The organism is Streptococcus sp. SGI.013 (assembly GCF_050315295.1).
Lineage (GTDB): Bacteria > Bacillota > Bacilli > Lactobacillales > Streptococcaceae > Streptococcus > Streptococcus porcorum.
This window is the reverse complement of record NZ_JBNPOS010000037.1, coordinates 1-16,281: the sequence shown is the minus strand read 5'-3', so window position 1 is coordinate 16,281 and position 16,281 is coordinate 1. Positions and strand designations below refer to the sequence as shown.

The 16,281-nt window shown below is 38.4% G+C and carries 30 protein-coding genes; all 30 read right to left on the bottom strand.

What is annotated here, in order from left to right:
* Positions 1 to 215 precede the first annotated feature (215 nt).
* Entirely contained in the window at positions 216 to 1,496 is a 1,281-nt protein-coding gene (locus ACQRDX_RS08265; RefSeq protein WP_427895915.1) for a glutamate-cysteine ligase family protein, read from the bottom strand.
* 194 nt (positions 1,497 to 1,690) lie between these two features.
* The gene (gene rplQ / locus ACQRDX_RS08260) at positions 1,691 to 2,077 is read right to left on the bottom strand and encodes a 50S ribosomal protein L17 (protein ID WP_000331493.1); all 387 of its coding nucleotides are present in this window, start codon (positions 2,075 to 2,077) and stop codon (positions 1,691 to 1,693) included.
* A 14-nt stretch (positions 2,078 to 2,091) separates the two neighbouring features.
* Positions 2,092 to 3,030: a DNA-directed RNA polymerase subunit alpha gene (locus ACQRDX_RS08255; RefSeq protein ID WP_427896322.1), complete on the bottom strand. Its 939-nt coding sequence runs from the start codon at positions 3,028 to 3,030 to the stop codon at positions 2,092 to 2,094.
* Between the two features lie 48 nt (positions 3,031 to 3,078).
* Positions 3,079 to 3,462, bottom strand: a complete 384-nt coding sequence (gene rpsK / locus ACQRDX_RS08250) for a 30S ribosomal protein S11 (RefSeq protein WP_354368657.1) — start codon at positions 3,460 to 3,462, stop codon at positions 3,079 to 3,081.
* A 22-nt stretch (positions 3,463 to 3,484) separates the two neighbouring features.
* Entirely contained in the window at positions 3,485 to 3,850 is a 366-nt protein-coding gene (rpsM, locus tag ACQRDX_RS08245) for a 30S ribosomal protein S13 (protein WP_115271221.1), read from the bottom strand.
* A gap of 20 nt (positions 3,851 to 3,870) precedes the next feature.
* Entirely contained in the window at positions 3,871 to 3,987 is a 117-nt protein-coding gene (gene rpmJ, locus ACQRDX_RS08240) for a 50S ribosomal protein L36 (RefSeq protein ID WP_000868345.1), read from the bottom strand.
* Between the two features lie 25 nt (positions 3,988 to 4,012).
* The gene (infA, locus tag ACQRDX_RS08235; RefSeq protein ID WP_146567765.1) at positions 4,013 to 4,231 is read right to left on the bottom strand and encodes a translation initiation factor IF-1; all 219 of its coding nucleotides are present in this window, start codon (positions 4,229 to 4,231) and stop codon (positions 4,013 to 4,015) included.
* A 116-nt stretch (positions 4,232 to 4,347) separates the two neighbouring features.
* Complete coding sequence (locus ACQRDX_RS08230; protein ID WP_427896325.1) at positions 4,348 to 4,989, bottom strand: adenylate kinase; 642 nt, start codon at positions 4,987 to 4,989, stop codon at positions 4,348 to 4,350.
* Between the two features lie 95 nt (positions 4,990 to 5,084).
* Positions 5,085 to 6,392, bottom strand: a complete 1,308-nt coding sequence (gene secY, locus ACQRDX_RS08225) for a preprotein translocase subunit SecY (RefSeq protein ID WP_354368650.1) — start codon at positions 6,390 to 6,392, stop codon at positions 5,085 to 5,087.
* Positions 6,393 to 6,408: 16 nt separating this feature from the next.
* On the bottom strand, positions 6,409 to 6,849 hold the full coding sequence (gene rplO / locus ACQRDX_RS08220; protein WP_427896327.1) for a 50S ribosomal protein L15: 441 nt from the start codon (positions 6,847 to 6,849) through the stop codon (positions 6,409 to 6,411).
* A 128-nt stretch (positions 6,850 to 6,977) separates the two neighbouring features.
* On the bottom strand, positions 6,978 to 7,160 hold the full coding sequence (gene rpmD / locus ACQRDX_RS08215; protein WP_354368646.1) for a 50S ribosomal protein L30: 183 nt from the start codon (positions 7,158 to 7,160) through the stop codon (positions 6,978 to 6,980).
* A gap of 14 nt (positions 7,161 to 7,174) precedes the next feature.
* Positions 7,175 to 7,669 carry a 30S ribosomal protein S5 gene (gene rpsE / locus ACQRDX_RS08210; RefSeq protein WP_354368644.1) on the bottom strand — a complete coding sequence of 165 codons (495 nt, stop codon included), beginning with the start codon at positions 7,667 to 7,669 and terminating at the stop codon, positions 7,175 to 7,177.
* 18 nt (positions 7,670 to 7,687) lie between these two features.
* Positions 7,688 to 8,044, bottom strand: coding sequence for a 50S ribosomal protein L18 (gene rplR / locus ACQRDX_RS08205; RefSeq protein WP_302189095.1), 357 nt, complete (start codon positions 8,042 to 8,044; stop codon positions 7,688 to 7,690).
* Between the two features lie 103 nt (positions 8,045 to 8,147).
* Positions 8,148 to 8,684 carry a 50S ribosomal protein L6 gene (gene rplF / locus ACQRDX_RS08200; protein ID WP_427896331.1) on the bottom strand — a complete coding sequence of 179 codons (537 nt, stop codon included), beginning with the start codon at positions 8,682 to 8,684 and terminating at the stop codon, positions 8,148 to 8,150.
* A 128-nt stretch (positions 8,685 to 8,812) separates the two neighbouring features.
* Positions 8,813 to 9,211: a 30S ribosomal protein S8 gene (gene rpsH / locus ACQRDX_RS08195; RefSeq protein ID WP_354368639.1), complete on the bottom strand. Its 399-nt coding sequence runs from the start codon at positions 9,209 to 9,211 to the stop codon at positions 8,813 to 8,815.
* 206 nt (positions 9,212 to 9,417) lie between these two features.
* Positions 9,418 to 9,603, bottom strand: coding sequence for a type Z 30S ribosomal protein S14 (locus tag ACQRDX_RS08190; RefSeq protein WP_001085697.1), 186 nt, complete (start codon positions 9,601 to 9,603; stop codon positions 9,418 to 9,420).
* Between the two features lie 17 nt (positions 9,604 to 9,620).
* The gene (rplE, locus tag ACQRDX_RS08185; protein WP_354368637.1) at positions 9,621 to 10,163 is read right to left on the bottom strand and encodes a 50S ribosomal protein L5; all 543 of its coding nucleotides are present in this window, start codon (positions 10,161 to 10,163) and stop codon (positions 9,621 to 9,623) included.
* A gap of 23 nt (positions 10,164 to 10,186) precedes the next feature.
* The gene (gene rplX, locus ACQRDX_RS08180) at positions 10,187 to 10,492 is read right to left on the bottom strand and encodes a 50S ribosomal protein L24 (RefSeq protein WP_354368635.1); all 306 of its coding nucleotides are present in this window, start codon (positions 10,490 to 10,492) and stop codon (positions 10,187 to 10,189) included.
* 75 nt (positions 10,493 to 10,567) lie between these two features.
* The gene (gene rplN / locus ACQRDX_RS08175) at positions 10,568 to 10,936 is read right to left on the bottom strand and encodes a 50S ribosomal protein L14 (protein ID WP_354368633.1); all 369 of its coding nucleotides are present in this window, start codon (positions 10,934 to 10,936) and stop codon (positions 10,568 to 10,570) included.
* Between the two features lie 24 nt (positions 10,937 to 10,960).
* The gene (gene rpsQ / locus ACQRDX_RS08170) at positions 10,961 to 11,221 is read right to left on the bottom strand and encodes a 30S ribosomal protein S17 (protein ID WP_427896334.1); all 261 of its coding nucleotides are present in this window, start codon (positions 11,219 to 11,221) and stop codon (positions 10,961 to 10,963) included.
* A 27-nt stretch (positions 11,222 to 11,248) separates the two neighbouring features.
* A complete protein-coding gene (gene rpmC / locus ACQRDX_RS08165; RefSeq protein ID WP_003046054.1) occupies positions 11,249 to 11,455 on the bottom strand; it encodes a 50S ribosomal protein L29 in 207 nt (68 codons plus the stop codon).
* A gap of 9 nt (positions 11,456 to 11,464) precedes the next feature.
* Complete coding sequence (rplP, locus tag ACQRDX_RS08160) at positions 11,465 to 11,878, bottom strand: 50S ribosomal protein L16 (RefSeq protein ID WP_027974085.1); 414 nt, start codon at positions 11,876 to 11,878, stop codon at positions 11,465 to 11,467.
* 3 nt (positions 11,879 to 11,881) lie between these two features.
* Entirely contained in the window at positions 11,882 to 12,535 is a 654-nt protein-coding gene (gene rpsC / locus ACQRDX_RS08155) for a 30S ribosomal protein S3 (RefSeq protein ID WP_354368628.1), read from the bottom strand.
* A gap of 12 nt (positions 12,536 to 12,547) precedes the next feature.
* The gene (rplV, locus tag ACQRDX_RS08150) at positions 12,548 to 12,892 is read right to left on the bottom strand and encodes a 50S ribosomal protein L22 (protein WP_354368626.1); all 345 of its coding nucleotides are present in this window, start codon (positions 12,890 to 12,892) and stop codon (positions 12,548 to 12,550) included.
* A gap of 15 nt (positions 12,893 to 12,907) precedes the next feature.
* Positions 12,908 to 13,186 (bottom strand): 30S ribosomal protein S19, encoded by a 279-nt coding sequence (rpsS, locus tag ACQRDX_RS08145; protein ID WP_354368624.1) that lies wholly within the window; start codon positions 13,184 to 13,186, stop codon positions 12,908 to 12,910.
* A gap of 90 nt (positions 13,187 to 13,276) precedes the next feature.
* A complete protein-coding gene (rplB, locus tag ACQRDX_RS08140; RefSeq protein ID WP_354368622.1) occupies positions 13,277 to 14,110 on the bottom strand; it encodes a 50S ribosomal protein L2 in 834 nt (277 codons plus the stop codon).
* 17 nt (positions 14,111 to 14,127) lie between these two features.
* Positions 14,128 to 14,424, bottom strand: a complete 297-nt coding sequence (locus tag ACQRDX_RS08135) for a 50S ribosomal protein L23 (protein ID WP_354368620.1) — start codon at positions 14,422 to 14,424, stop codon at positions 14,128 to 14,130.
* On the bottom strand, positions 14,424 to 15,047 hold the full coding sequence (gene rplD / locus ACQRDX_RS08130) for a 50S ribosomal protein L4 (RefSeq protein WP_354368618.1): 624 nt from the start codon (positions 15,045 to 15,047) through the stop codon (positions 14,424 to 14,426). Before rplD ends, ACQRDX_RS08135 begins: the two co-directional genes overlap by 1 nt.
* A 25-nt stretch (positions 15,048 to 15,072) precedes the next feature.
* Positions 15,073 to 15,699: a 50S ribosomal protein L3 gene (gene rplC / locus ACQRDX_RS08125; RefSeq protein ID WP_427896340.1), complete on the bottom strand. Its 627-nt coding sequence runs from the start codon at positions 15,697 to 15,699 to the stop codon at positions 15,073 to 15,075.
* A gap of 71 nt (positions 15,700 to 15,770) precedes the next feature.
* Entirely contained in the window at positions 15,771 to 16,079 is a 309-nt protein-coding gene (gene rpsJ / locus ACQRDX_RS08120; RefSeq protein ID WP_002885653.1) for a 30S ribosomal protein S10, read from the bottom strand.
* Positions 16,080 to 16,281: the final 202 nt, after the last annotated feature.

Here is a 16,281-nt window from a genome sequence, read left to right as displayed (position 1 = left end):
GTACTTGATGGATTGTCAACACTTTTTTTCATTTTTTTATACCTCTATTGAATTTAGGAAAAGAAGACGACAACAACTTAGGGACATTTGATTTAAACATCAAAAAAGAGAAGACCGTCGGGTCTCCCCTTTCTTAATATTTTATCTGCCATGGCTAACAAAGATTCCCTATTTTAGAAATAGAGATAAAAACTGACATCTATTTCATATTTACATCAACTCAATTTTTCGTACAGTGGAGTAAGATAGTTTTCTTCCCCCCATTTACGACGATTTAAACCTTTATAAGCACAATCTAACAAAATTCTAGCAAAATCATTTACTAATTGTTCATCCTCATCTGAAATATTTATAGCAGAAAACTTTTTACGTAAAAATTTATAATCACGGCCTAACACATCATAAAATCTATTAGATTTGATAATATTTTCAAATGCATCTAAATTAGTCAATAAACCTAAATGAAATGCTGCCACAGAAAATGTCTCTGAGAACTTTTGTGCACAAACACTCCTAAACTCTATCGTTCCTCTCGTCGTCAAATCCTGATACTGATAACTTCTATGATACTCTAAATCATTTATCATAGGAAAAATAACCTGAGTTTCTCCTTGTAAGTTATACGCTGTTATTGAAGTACATGACATGTAGTCCTTTACCTTTACTGGAGGAAAATAATAAATTTCTCCTTTCCTTTGAACAGTAAAAAGAGCACTATTTGATAAATAATCAAAAAAATCTTCCTCAGATTGAAATTCTCTTGAATTTACCCCAACATTTTCTTCAAACAAGCCATGCATTGATTTTTCCCAAAATACATCTCGTGAAATAGAGGTATTCCAACTTGAGTCTTTAAAGCGAGAATTCGCAAACAAATAAGCTTTGACGGGTTCAATCGCATTAAATAAATTGATGACTCTGATATAGTTACTTCTTGATACATCTAATTGTACTTGATTCCCACAAATAAAAGCACCATATTGAGGATAGTGATGACATTGTTTGTATCCCTCTTTTTCTGATAAGGCAAGATAAGACATTAGCATTCTGTAACGGTCGGTTTTTACAGGACTGTTGTCATTTTTATCCCAATTGGGATTTACACCTATTCCTACAATCTCATGATCATAGCGATCAAGATATGACTGAATAACGGATAAATATCGTTGAAACCTCATATCAACTTCTTGAATATGTTCAACTTTTCCAAAAGCTATTTCAATTGTTGTATAGGATACTTCAAATAATATCCTATCCTCATTTACTTTTGAAAATAATTGAATAGGAAACTTATCATCATCATATTTTTCTATCTCAAAACCTAAATCACTGATCAAATGGATGAATAAAGACTTGCAAACCTCAATATTAGTAGCTTCTTGTTTCTTACTTACAATGGGAAATTCTAATTCAACACCAATAAATAAAGTGGGATCTTCCTTCAGAGAGTTTAAGTAACGTTCCTTTAAAAATTCTACTGCATATTTTTTTTCCATAAGTCATTATAGCAAATTTTATAAGAAATTAAAAACGCCTGCTTACGAAAAGATTCAAAACTTAAACCATTTCGTAAACAAGCGTTACTATTAACAATATGATGAGTGTTACCGCTGAGATATTCTCAGCGGCAGACCAGAGCTAGACTAAGGGTTTAAACCCCATCATCATAACACTCAACAAAATTGATGAATTAAACCAACTCGATGATTGCCATTGGAGCTGCATCACCACGACGTGGTTCAGTTTTTAGGATACGAGTGTATCCACCGTTACGTTCTGCATAACGAGGTGCGATTTCTGAGAAAAGTTTTTGAAGCGCAGTAGTTGATGTGTACTTATCTGTTGCTTCGTCGTAGTTCTCAGATGCAATTTCGTTACGAACAAATGCTGCTGCTTGGCGACGTGCATGAAGATCACCACGTTTACCAAGAGTAATCATTTTTTCAACTGTTTTGCGGATTTCTTTTGCACGAGCTTCAGTTGTTACGATTGATTCATTGATCAAAAGATCAGTAGTCAAATCACGAAGCATTGCTTTACGTTGTGAGCTAGTGCGTCCTAGTTTACGGTAAGCCATTTTGTCCTCCTATATTATTTATCGTTTTTAAGCCCTAAACCAAGGTCTGATAGTTTTACTTTAACTTCTTCTAGACTCTTACGGCCAAGGTTTCTTACTTTCATCATTTCAGGCTCTGTTTTCTCTGTTAAATCAAGCACTGTATTAATACCTGCTCGTTTTAAACAGTTATATGAGCGTACAGACAAATCAAGTTCCTCAATGGTGCGATCCAATACTTTATCATCTGACACTTTTTCTGTTTCTTTCATAACATCCGTTACCATGGCAACTTCTGTTAAATCAGTAAATAGATTTAAGTGTTCAATCAAGACACGTGCTGATAAACCTAGCGCATCCTCAGGAATGATTGTTCCATTTGTCATGATTTCAATTGTTAATTTATCAAAACCATCATTGCTACCTACACGAGCAGGTTCAACTTGATAATTAACTTTCTTAACTGGCGTATAGATTGAATCTACTGCCAATGTCCCTACTGGTGCATCATCTTTTTTATTTTCTTCGGCAGGAATATAACCGCGATTTTTATTTACTGTCAATTGCATTTGGACACTGTGGCCTTCAGCAATTGTAAAAAGATAATGATCAGGGTTAACAATTTCGATATCACTATCTGTCAAGATATCTCCAGCAGTTACTGCTGTCGGTCCTTGAACATCCAGTTCAATAATCTTTTCGTCTTCGACGTAAGATTTTACAGCAAGCCCTTTCACATTAAGGATAATTTGCATCACATCTTCGCGGACACCTGGTACAGTATCAAATTCGTGGAGTACTCCATCAATTTTAATTGATGTTACAGCCGCACCTGGAAGGGAGGACAATAGTACACGACGAAGTGAATTACCTAAAGTCGTACCGTACCCACGCTCAAGAGGTTCGATTACAAACTTGCCATAATCTTTATTTTCATCAATTTTTGTTATTATTGGTTTTTCAAACTCAATCATTTATATACTCCCTCTTAAACGAAAAGTTGTGTAATCTATTATTACTGATTATACACGACGACGTTTTGGAGGACGAGCACCATTATGTGGTACAGGAGTCACATCACGGATTGCCGTTACTTCAAGACCAGCAGCAGCAAGAGCACGAATAGCTGACTCACGACCTGAACCAGGACCTTTTACAGTTACTTCAACTGTTTTAAGACCATGTTCTTGTGCAGATTTAGCAGCAGCCTCTGATGCCATTTGTGCTGCAAATGGTGTAGATTTTTTAGAACCTTTAAAACCAAGAGCACCTGCAGATGACCAAGCAAGAGCGTTACCATGCACATCAGTAATCATAACAATAGTGTTATTAAAAGTTGCGTGAATATGAGCAATACCAGATTCGATATTCTTTTTCACACGACGTTTACGTGTTGGTTTAGCCAATTTTTTTACCTCCTTATTTTAATTATTTTTTCTTACCTGCAATCGCAACAGCTTTACCTTTACGAGTGCGAGCATTGTTTTTAGTATTTTGTCCACGGACAGGAAGTCCACGACGATGACGGATTCCACGATATGAACCGATTTCCATCAAACGTTTAATGTTTAAGTTAACCTCACGACGAAGATCACCTTCAACTTTGATTGCATCTACTTCACGACGGATAGCATCTTCTTGATCAGATGTTAAATCTTTAACACGGATATCTTCTGAAACGCCTGCAGCTGCTAAGATTTTTTTAGATGTTGCAAGTCCGATACCGTACACATAAGTCAATGAAATTACTACGCGTTTATCATTTGGAATATCAACTCCAGCAATACGTGCCATTTTTTCTCCTTTCTACTCTCTTATCCTTGACGTTGTTTGTGTTTTGGATTTGTTGGACAAATAACCATAACACGACCGTTACGACGAATAACTTTGCAGTATTCGCAAATTGGTTTAACCGATGGTCTTACCTTCATGTTTTAATCCCTCCAATTATTTCGATTATTTAAAGCGGTATGTGATGCGTCCACGTGTCAAATCATACGGACTCAACTCAACTGTAACGCGGTCACCTACCAAAATACGAATGTAATTTTTGCGGATTTTCCCTGATACGGTTGCTAGAATCTGATGCCCATTTTCTAATTCAACAGTAAACATGGCATTAGGCATGGTTTCCACAACCTTACCTTCAATTTCAATCACATCTTCTTTTGCCACGCAAAAGTACCCCCTAAATTTCGATTTGATTTCCTCTGGTGACAGAGGTAACAATTATAAGTCAGACTAAACTAGTATATCATGAGTCTTGTCTTTATGCAAGCAGGAACTCGCTATTATTTTAAACCAGATAAAGCTTTTTCAATGTCTGAGAAAACAGCAGTAATTTCTTGGTCTCCCTCGATATCATGCACTAAACCTTTAGCACGATAATGTTCAATAATGGGTTGTCCTTGAGCAATATTAACCTCTAAACGACGTTTTACAGATTCTGGTTTATCATCTTCACGTTGATAAAAATCAGCTTCATTGTAACCTTCTGCTGGTGGATTAAATACTTTATGGAAAGTTTCTCCTGTCTCACGATGAATGATTCGTCCGCTTAAGCGCTCCACTAATTTACTTGAATCAATATCGATATTAATAACACCTTGTAAAATAATACCTAACTTAGCTAGAGTTTCATCTAAGGCATGTGCTTGCTCAATAGTACGTGGATAGCCATCTAAAAGGAAGCCTTTTTCTTTGATGTCAGCTTGCTCTAAGCGCTCTCTAACAATACCATTTGTTACTTCATCAGGAACTAGATCCCCTTTATCGATAAAACCTTTAGCTAAAATTCCCATTTCAGTTTGATTCGCCATTGCTGCACGGAACATATCCCCAGTTGAAATGTGAATCACACCAAATTCTTCAACAATTTTTGCTGCTTGAGTTCCTTTACCTGCTCCTGGTAAACCCATGATTAAAAGATTCATGTTGTCTCTCCTTATTTTGTTTTTAAATAAATTTATCAGCTATCGATAAATTTATTTAAAAACAAAATAGAAGGTTGACAAGGTCAACCTATATTCTATTCTGTTACATTCATAAATCCAACATACTTTCTCTTAAGAAGATACCCTTCCAATTGTTTCATACCCTCAATACCTGTTGAAATCAAGATTAATAAACTTGTTCCTCCTAATCCAAGAATCGAAGGCAAATCAAACATATATTGAGCGATAATTGGAACTAGGGCAATAAAGGCCAGGAAAAGTGATCCGATAGTTGCTAATTTCTTCAATAAAGAGGATAAGAATTTTTCTGTTTCTTGTCCTGGACGAACACTGTGAATATAAGAGCCATTTTTTTGTAAGTTCTCTGCAGTCTTTTCAGGATTAACCTGTACAAATGTATAAAAGAACGAGAATAACACAATCAAAGCTGCATAAACAAGCATTCCACTAATCGTTTGATATGAGAAAAAGTTTTGCAAACTATCTAACCACGGAATATCTTTATTTCCGTTTCTAAAAAACTGCAAAATTGAAATAGGAGCAGTTGTTATAGAACTGGCAAAAATAACTGGAATAACCCCTGCAGGGTTTACTTTAAGAGGTAAGTACGAACTCGTCGGAGCTCCTTGAACTAATTTAGTATATTGAATTGGAATTTTATATTCTGCTTGTTGAACAAATGTTGTAAAGAAAATGATCAGCAGAATAGAGAGAATTAAAATCCCGACAAAAATATAGGAGTTGTTTAATTCACTTGGGCGAATATTCACAAATTTATCTTGATATATTTGTGAAATCATACTTGGAATTGATGAGATTATCCCCGAGAAGATAATCATTGATACACCATTTCCAAACCCTTTATCTGTAATCTGTTCTCCCAACCAAGTGACAATAACACTTCCTGTTGTTAATATCGAACCAATCAACAGATAAGTTCTTATATTAGGAGTTGAAACAAGTGATGTACTAGACAAGGCATTAAACCCTGCTGTAATAGTAATAGATTGAATCATTGCTAATACTAAAGAAATATATCTTGTCGCTTGGTTTAATTTTCGTCTCCCGACTTCACCCTGTTTGCTCCACTCAACAAACTTAGGTAAAATGTCCATTTGCAATAACTGCACAATGATAGAAGCCGTAATATATGGACTCACTCCCATTGAAAAAACAGAAAAGTTGCTCATGGCATTTCCACTAACTAAGTTCAACATATTCAAGAAAGGTAGATCACTCAATTGTTCCAAGCTTTTAGCATTGATGCCAGGTACTGTAATATGTGTACCTAATCGAAATACAAAAATGATAAAAATAGTAAATAGAATCTTAGATCTCACATTTTTTATCTTTAATGCATCTTTTAGTAATTTAAAGAACATAATGAGTTACTCCTCATTAGATAGTTTCTACAGAACCACCTTTTGCAGTAATTGCCGCTTCTGCTGATTTAGAGAATTTAGCTGCTTTAACAGTCAATTTCTTAGTCAATTCACCGTTACCCAAGATTTTTACACCTGATTTTTCAGCTTTAACAATTCCAGCTTCAATAAGTGCTGCCGGAGTTACTTCTGCACCATCTTCAAAAACATTTAATTGATCAAGATTTACAAGTGCATACTCTTTAGCATTGATGTTAGTAAATCCGCGTTTTGGAAGACGACGGAACAATGGTGTTTGACCACCTTCAAAACCTGGACGAACTCCGCCACCTGAACGAGCTTTTTGACCTTTTTGACCGCGACCTGAAGTCTTACCGTTACCTGATGATGTACCACGACCAACGCGGTTGCGAACTTTACGTGAACCTTCTGCAGGTTTTAATTCATGAAGTTTCATTATTCTATTTTCTCCTTATTTGTAAAATGCTAGCGCCTTTGAGCTGGGTAAGGACTCGAACTCAAAAACTCGCCTATACTCAAAATTACTTTTAAGTCGCAAAGAAACTCTTTGCGACTTAAAATTTCTTATTTAACGTCTTCAACAGTTACCAAGTGTGAAATAGCATTAACCATACCAAGAATAGCTGGGTTAGCTTCTTTTACAACTGAACTGTTTAATTTACCAAGTCCAAGAGCAACAACTGTTTTACGTTGTTCTGGTTTGCGTCCGATTGGAGACTTAGTCAAAGTAATTTTAATTTGAGCCATGTTAATCTCCTTTCTTATGCTAAGTCAGAAACTGAGATGCCACGTAAAGCAGCAACTTCTTCTGCACGTTTAAGTTGTTTCAAACCTTCAACAGTTGCACGAACAATATTGATTGGAGTGTTTGAACCAAGTGATTTTGAAGTAATGTCATGTACACCAGCCAATTCGATGACCGCACGAACAGCACCACCAGCTGCAACTCCAGCCCCTTCCACAGCAGGTTTCAACAATACTTTTGCCCCACCAAATTCTGAACGAACTTCATGAGGAATTGTTGTACCAACCATAGGAACTTCAATCATGTTCTTCTTAGCAGCTTCAACTGCTTTACGAATAGCTTCAGGTACTTCTTGAGCTTTACCAGTACCGAAACCAACGCGACCGTTACGATCTCCAACAACCACTAAAGCTGCAAAACGAAGACGACGTCCACCTTTAACAACTTTAGTAACACGGTTGATGGCAACAACGCGTTCTTCAATTTCAACTGCATTATCTTTAAATGCCATTTTTCAGTGTCCTCCCTATTAGAATTTCAATCCGTTTTCACGAGCTGAGTCAGCCAAAGCTTTAACACGTCCGTGATAGAGATATCCACCGCGGTCAAACACCACTTCAGAAATACCTTTAGCTACTGCGCGTTCAGCAACAAGTTTACCAACAACAACGGCTTGTTCTGTTTTAGTTCCTTTTGAAACTTCTTTGTCAAGAGTTGAAGCACTTGCGAGCGTTACACCCGCTACGTCATCAATCACTTGAGCGTAGATGCCTGTATTAGAACGGAAAATGTTCAAACGTGGGCGATCAGCAGTTCCAGAGAGTTTACCGCGAACGCGACGGTGGCGTTTTTGGCGGATTTTATTTTTATCTGGTTTCGAAATCACAATTTTCACCTCTTAAAATTTAATCAATTGTCTCAATGACAAGTTGTAAATTTTAGTTGAGTGAGTGAAGATGGGGAGCACCCAATCTTCCACTATACAACTATTATTTACCTGTTTTACCTTCTTTACGGCGAACAAATTCACCAACGTAACGAATACCTTTACCTTTGTATGGCTCTGGTGAACGAAGGCTACGGATATAAGCTGCTGTTTGACCAACAACTTCTTTGTTGATTCCCTCAACAACGATTGAAGTAGGGTTAGCTACTGTGAAAGTGATACCTTTTGGAGCTTCCACTTCATCTTGGTGAGATTTACCAACTGAAAGTACAAGTTTTGTACCTTGAAGTTGAGCACGGTATCCGACCCCGCGCATCTCAAGTTCTTTTTTGAAACCTTCAGAAACACCAACAACCATGTTATTCAAGTTAGCACGTGATGTTCCGTGGATTGTTTTCATTTCTTTTGAGTCATTTGGACGGTGAAGTGTTACTTCAGTCCCTTCAACTTTGATTTCAATATTTTTATTAAACTCACGAGTGAGTTCGCCTTTAGGTCCTTTTACAGTAACAACGTTGTCATTGTTTGTAATTTCAACACCAGCAGGCAAGTTGATAATTTTATTACCAATACGTGACATAGTAGTTATATTCTCCTGTTAAATTGTCAGGCCACAATTTTGTGACGAGTTTTCACGGGAACTCATAAATAGATAGAACTTTCGCTCTGTCAATTATAAGTCAGATGTAATAGCAGTCTCTTACGAGATTACCATACGTAAGCCAATACTTCTCCACCAACGTTCTTTTGACGTGCTTCTTTATCTGTCAAAAGACCTTCTGATGTTGAAACGATTGCGATTCCAAGTCCGTTAAGAACTTTTGGCATATCTTCACGTTTTGTATAAACACGAAGACCTGGTTTTGAAACACGTTTCAAGTTTGTGATAACACGCTCACCGTTTTGACCATATTTAAGGAAAACACGGATGATGCCTTGTTTGTCATCTTCAATAACTTCAACGTTTTTTACAAACCCTTCGCGTTTAAGGATTTCAGCGATGCCTTTTTTAATGTTTGATGCAGGTACTTCAAGCACTTCGTGTTTTGCTTGGTTAGCGTTACGAATACGTGTCAAAAAGTCTGCAATTGGGTCAGTCATAACCATTTTATAGTTTCTCCTCTTACTAGTAGTTTGCAAGATGCACTTGCTAGTTAATTCATGATACAAAGGGTGCTAAAAGCTAACGAGAACTCAATAAGCATGCTTTGTATCGGGTTTATTTATAAAATCTAGTTCGAGCTACAACTTTAGCAAAGAAGATAGATTTTCCTATCTTTGCTAAGGTTGCTTAATGCTCTCACATCTTATTTTTACCAAGATGCTTTAGTTACACCTGGGATTTGACCTTTGTATGCTAATTCACGGAAGCAAACACGGCAAAGTTTAAATTTGCGGTAAACTGAATGTGGACGGCCACATTTTTCGCAACGAGTGTAAGCTTGCGTAGAGAACTTCGCTGGGCGTTTGTTCTTAGCAATCATAGATTTTTTAGCCATTAAATTTACCTCCTATTTTATTTTGCAAAAGGCATACCAAGGCCTTTAAGCAATTCGCGACCTTCTTCGTCAGTGTTCGCAGTTGTAACGATAACGATATCCATACCGCGTACTTTATCAACATCATCAAAGTTGATTTCAGGGAAGATCAATTGTTCTTTAACACCAAGTGTGTAGTTACCGCGTCCATCAAAAGATTTTGTTGGAACCCCGTGGAAGTCACGAACACGTGGAAGTGAAACTGATACCAATTTATCTAAAAATTCGTACATACGCTCACCACGAAGAGTAACTTTAGCACCGATCGCAACACCTTCACGAAGACGGAAGCCGGCGATTGATTTTTTAGCTTTAGTGATAAGTGGTTTTTGACCTGAGATAAGTGCCAACTCAGCAGCAGCTTTTTCAAGGTTTTTAGCATTTGATACTGCATCACCAACACCCATGTTAAGAACGATTTTCTCAACTTTAGGGACAGCCATAACTGATGAATAGTTAAATTGTTCTGTCAAAGCAGGAACTACTTCATTAAGATATTTTTCTTTTAAGCGATTTGCCATTATACTTCTCCTTTCCTTCGTGATTAATCAAGCACTTCGCCTGATTTTTTGTTGTAGCGAACTTTTTTGCCATCTACAAACTTATAACCCACACGTCCTGCAACACCGTTTTTGTCAAGAACTTGAACGTTTGATGCATGGATTGGTGCTTCTTTTTCCACGATAGCACCTTGAGGGTTTTCGTTATTTGGTTTCTGATGTTTTTTGATGATGTTAACACCTTCAACAATAACTTTGTTTACTTTTGGAAGAGCTGTTACGACAACGGCTTCTTTACCTTTGTCTTTACCAGCGATTACGCGAACTTTATCGCCTTTTTTTACAAACATTGAGTTTATCTCCTTAAAATTTCTTACGCCCTAAAGGGCACCCTAGGATAACCTAGGGGACTAGTTTGTTATAAATTAAAGCACTTCTGGTGCAAGTGAAACAATCTTCATGTAACCACCTTCACGCAATTCACGTGCAACAGGTCCGAAGATACGAGTTCCGCGAGGAGTTTTATCTTCACGGATAATAACAGCTGCATTCTCGTCAAATTTGATGTATGAACCATCTGGGCGACGAGCACCTGATTTAGTGCGGACGATAACGGCTTTCACAACGTCACCTTTTTTAACAGCACCACCAGGAGTAGCTTGTTTTACAGATGCAACGATAACGTCACCGATGTTAGCGAATTTACGACCTGAACCACCAAGAACTTTGATAGTCAAGATTTCGCGTGCGCCACTGTTATCAGCAACTTTCAAACGAGATTCTTGTTGAATCATTCCAATTTTCTCCTTTCAGGTTTATTAGATAATGACAGCTTCTTCAACCACTTCTACAAGACGGAAACGTTTTGTAGCTGAAAGTGGGCGAGTTTCCATGATACGAACAATATCGCCTTCTTTAGCGATGTTTTTCTCATCATGAGCTTTGTATTTTTTAGAGTAGTTAATACGTTTACCATAGACTGGGTGGTTACGTTTAGTTTCAACTACAACAGTGATTGTTTTGTCCATTTTGTCAGATACAACACGTCCAACAAGGGTTTTACGTTGATTACGTTCCATTATTAGAATTTCTCCTTTCCCAATCTATTATTTCATTTCAGATTGCACAGTTTTAACGCGTGCAATTTGTTTTTTAACTTCGTTCAAACGAGCAGTTTGATCAAGTTGACCTGCTGCAGCTTGGAAACGAAGATCAAACAATTCTTTTTTGAGTTCGTTTTCTTTTTTAGCAAGCTCTTCTTGAGACAAGCCACGAAGCTCAGCAACAAACTTTTTGATTTCTTCAAGTTTCATGTCTTCTCCTTACTCTGCGTCGCGTTTTACGAATTTAACTTTTACTGGAAGTTTGTGGCCAGCAAGGCGGAAAGCTTCACGAGCGATTTCTTCTGAAACGCCTGCAACTTCAAACATTACTTTACCACGTTTAACTGGTGCTACCCAACCTTCAGGTGCCCCTTTACCAGATCCCATACGTACACCGATAGCTTTAGCAGTGTATGATTTGTGTGGGAAGATTTTAATCCAAACTTTACCACCACGTTTCATGTAACGCGTCATAGCGATACGGGCAGCTTCAATTTGGCGGTTAGTGATCCATGAGCTAGTTGTAGCTTGAAGACCGTATTCACCGAAGTCTACTTGTTTTCCACCTTTAGCTTCACCGCGCATTTTTCCACGGAATTCACGACGGTGTTTAACACGTTTAGGTACTAACATTTGTTATTTACCTCCCTTAGCGTTTTTACGAGCTGGTAGAACTTCACCACGGTAAATCCAAACTTTAACACCTAGTTTACCATAAGTTGTATCAGCTTCTTCCCAAGCGTAATCGATATCAGCACGAAGTGTGTGAAGTGGAACTGTACCTTCAGAATATCCTTCTGCACGAGCGATGTCAGCACCGTTCAAACGACCAGATACTTGAGTTTTGATTCCTTTAGCTCCAGCACGCATAGCACGTTGGATAGCTTGTTTTTGAGCACGACGGAAAGCAACACGTTGCTCAAGTTGACGAGCAATTCCTTCACCAACAAGGTGAGCATCAAGATCTGGAGATTTGATTTCAACGATATTGATGTGTACTTGTTTTCCAGTCAATTTGTTGAGTTTAGCACGAAGTGCATCAACGTTTGCACCACCTTTACCGATAACCATACCTGGTTTAGCAGTGTGAAGTGATACGATAACTTTATTTACTGCACGTTCAATTTCGATAGTTGAAACTGAAGCGTCTGCCAATTCTTTTTGGATGAATTTGCGGATTGCAAGATCTTCATGAAGGTAATCCGCGTATTCTTTTTCAGCATACCATTTCGCATCCCAGTCACGGATGATTCCGACACGCATACCAATTGGATGTACTTTTTGACCCACGATTTTACCTCCTTATTTTTCTGACACAACAACTGTGATGTGTGTTGTGCGTTTGTTGATTGGTGAAGCTGAACCTTTGGCACGTGGACGGAAACGTTTCATAGTTGGTCCTTCGTTTGCGAAAGTTTCAGATACTACCAAGTTAGCTTTTTCCAAACCAAAGTTGTTTTCAGCATTTGCGATTGCTGAGTTAAGTGTTTTTTCAATCACACGAGCAGCTTTGTTTGGAGTGAATTTCAAGATTGCGATTGCGTCTGCAACGTTTTTACCGCGGATAAGGTCAAGTACAAGACGTGTTTTACGAGGTGAAACACGGACTGTACGAGCCATTGCTTTAGCTGAAGTAATTTCTGCCATTGTGTCCTCCTCCTATTAACGACGTGTCTTCTTATCGTCAGCAGCGTGACCTTTGTAAGTACGAGTTGGTGCAAATTCACCAAGTTTGTGACCTACCATGTCTTCTTGAACGTACACAGGAACGTGTTTACGTCCATCATAAACTGCGATTGTATAACCGATGAAACTTGGGAAAATCGTTGAACGACGTGACCAAGTTTTAATTACTTTTTTCTTTTCGTCATTTGCTTGAGCTTCGATTTTTTTCATCAAATGCTCATCGACGAAAGGTCCTTTTTTAAGACTGCGTCCCATTTTTAAGTTTTCTCCTTTAAATACTGTACCACAGCGGCTTGTGCTGCCTAAGCAGCACTACCGAGCTGGCGGATGTTTGATCTTTTTATCTTATTTTTCGTTACGACGACGAACGATAAGTTTGTCTGATTTAGCTTTTTTGTTACGAGTTTTAAGTCCAAGCGCAGGTTTACCCCATGGAGTAGATGGCGCTTTACGACCAACTGGTGCTTTACCTTCACCACCACCGTGTGGGTGATCGTTAGGGTTCATTACAGAACCACGAACTGTTGGACGGATACCTCTCCAACGGCTACGTCCTGCTTTACCGTAGTTAACAAGTGAATGTTCACCGTTACCTACAACACCGATGGTTGCACGGCAGCTAGCAAGGATCATACGAACTTCACCTGATTGAAGACGAACAAGAACGTATTTCCCTTCAGCACCAAGTACTTGAGCTGAAGTACCAGCAGCACGAACAAGTTCAGCACCTTTACCAGGTTTCAACTCAATGTTATGGATAACTGTACCAACTGGGATGTTAGCAAGTGGAAGAGCATTACCAACTTTGATATCTGCTTCTGGACCTGAGATGATACGTTGACCAACTTCAAGACCTTTAGGAGCGATGATGTAAGCTTTAACACCGTCAGTGTAGTGTACAAGAGCGATGTTAGCTGAACGGTTTGGATCGTACTCGATAGTTTTAACAACTGCTTCGATACCGTCTTTATTACGTTTGAAGTCGATCAAACGGTAGTGACGTTTGTGACCGCCACCTTGGTGACGAACTGTGATGCGACCGTTGTTGTTACGACCAGCTTTGCTTTTAAGTGAAACAAGCAAAGATTTCTCAGGAGTGCTTGTTGTGATTTCAGCAAAATCCAAAGAAGTCATGTTACGACGGCCATTTGTCGTTGGTTTATAAACTTTAATACCCACGTTATTTCCTCCTTAGATTATTCAGCTTCAGCTGCGAACAACTCGATTGCTTTTGAATCAGCTGTAAGCGTAATGATAGCTTTTTTAGTTTTGCTTGTGAAACCAGCATAACGACCAACGCGTTTTGCTTTTGGTTTTACGTTAACAGTTTTAACACTAGCAACTTTAACACCGTCAAATGCTGCTTCAACAGCTTGTTTGATCAAGAGTTTGTGTGCACGAGTGTCAACTTCAAATGTGTATTTTCCTTCTTCAAGGGCATACATTGATTTTTCCGTAATAACTGGTTTTTTAATTACGTCGTACAAGTTCATTATGCAAGAACCTCCTCGATTGTAGAGATTGCTTCTTTCGTTACAAGAAGTTTGTCTGCGTTTACGATATCAAGAACACTTGCAGTTGTTGCAGTTGCAACTTTAACGTTTGGAAGGTTACGTGCTGATAATTCAGCAAATTTGTTTCCTTCTTCAATGATTACAAGTACTTTTGAGTCGATGCTAAGAGCTGAAAGAACGTTTGCGAATTCAGCAGTTTTTGGAGCTGCGAATGACAAGCTTTCTACAGCTACAAATTTATCTTCAGCAACTTTAGCTGAATAAACTGATTTCAAAGCAAGGCGACGAACTTTTTGTGGAAGTTTGTAACCGTATGAACGTGGAGTTGGTCCGAAGACAACACCACCACCACGCCATTGTGGTGAACGGATAGAACCTTGACGCGCACGTCCAGTTCCTTTTTGACGCCATGGTTTACGTCCGCCACCTGATACTGCTGAACGGTTTTTAACCGCGTGAGTACCTTGACGAAGGCTAGCACGTTGGCTAATGATAACATCAAATACTACTGATTCGTTTGGTTCGATACCGAAGATTGCGTCGTTAAGAACAACTTCGCTAACTTCTTTACCAGTTTGGTCAAATAGTTTTACGTTTGCCATTTTAACTGTTTTCCCCTTTCCTTAATTATTTAGTAGCTTTAATTGCTGATTTGATAGTGATAAGAGATTTCTTAGCACCTGGTACATTACCTTTGATAAGGATAACGTTTTTCTCTGGGATAACTTGAACAATCTCAAGGTTTTGGATTGTCACACGGTTACCACCCATACGTCCTGCCAAGCGTTTGTTTTTGAAAACGCGGTTAGGCGCAACAGGTCCCATAGAACCTGGACGACGATGGTAGCGTGAACCGTGAGCCATAGGTCCGCGTGATTGTCCGTGGCGTTTGATAACACCTTGGAAACCTTTACCTTTAGAAGTTCCAGTTACGTCAACAACATCGCCAGCTGCGAAAGTGTCAACAGTGATTTCTGCACCAACTTCCAAGCCTTCAATGTTTTTGAATTCACGAATGAAGCGCTTAGGAGCAGTGTTAGCTTTAGCTACATGGCCTTTGGCAGGTTTGTTACTCAATACTTCGCGTTTGTCATCAAAACCAACTTGAACAGCTTGGTAACCATCAGTTTCAACAGTCTTAACTTGAAGTACTACGTTTGGAGTTGCTTCGATGACTGTTACAGGGATGAATTCACCAGCTTCAGTGAAGATTTGAGTCATTCCCACTTTTTTCCCTAAGATTCCTTTTGTCATGAGAAAATATTCCTTTTCTAGATTTTATATTCAAAAAGTTTTTTACGAGCGTTTTTTATGCTCAAAATCAATTAAAGTTTGATTTCTACGTTAACACCACTTGGAAGATCCAATTTCATCAAAGCGTCAACTGTTTTTTGAGTTGGGTTGATGATATCGATCAAACGTTTGTGTGTACGCATTTCGAACTGCTCACGAGAATCTTTGTACTTGTGAGTCGCACGGATGATAGTGTAGAGGCTACGTTCTGTTGGAAGTGGAACTGGACCAGCTACTGTTGCTCCTGTACGAGTTGCAGTTTCTACGATTTTTTCAGCCGCAGTATCAAGTGTACGGTGCTCGTACGCTTTCAAGCGGATACGGATTTTTTTGTTTGCCATCTTTTTCTCCTTTTTCGTCTATTTAAGATAATAGGCTAGCTCCTCAAGAAAACCAACACCTGTTGCGTGGCAATGCAACCGAGTGTGTCGCAACCTCTTGTATCATAGCTAAAGCTGTTGTTTTCACAGCACCATAATATTATATCAAAAAACTCCTGCGAGTGCAAGAGTTTTTATTCTTTTTTTATCATTTTATTCACGA